Genomic DNA, 235 nt, shown 5'->3' with positions numbered 1-235 from the left:
CTTCGTTTCCCACGTGCATGTAGGCGCGGCGGAAGATCACTACCTGGCCGTGAAAATGACCACGCAGACTGCCTGGCAGAACCTGTTCGGTCGTTGCCTGTTCATCAACCCGGCCCAGTACAACCCGGCTGGCCGTGAAGAATGGCAAGTGCTCAACGTTGCCAACTTCGAGTGCGTGCCTGAGCGTGACGGCACCAACTCCGACGGTTGCGTGATCATCAACTTCGCGCAGAAG

General features: G+C 58.7%; 1 protein-coding gene. It reads left to right on the top strand.

Going from position 1 to position 235, the window contains the following annotated elements:
• Nucleotides 1-13 precede the first annotated feature (13 nt).
• Nucleotides 14-235: phosphoenolpyruvate carboxykinase (ATP) (locus AAEY83_RS18565; protein ID WP_351061649.1), on the top strand; the 222-nt coding region annotated here is incomplete at its 3' end.

This window comes from Psychrobacter sp. TB20-MNA-CIBAN-0197, from assembly GCF_040309765.1.
GTDB lineage: Bacteria > Pseudomonadota > Gammaproteobacteria > Pseudomonadales > Moraxellaceae > Psychrobacter > Psychrobacter submarinus.
Note: the sequence above shows the minus strand (reverse complement) of the source record. Positions and strands in the feature narration are given on the sequence as shown.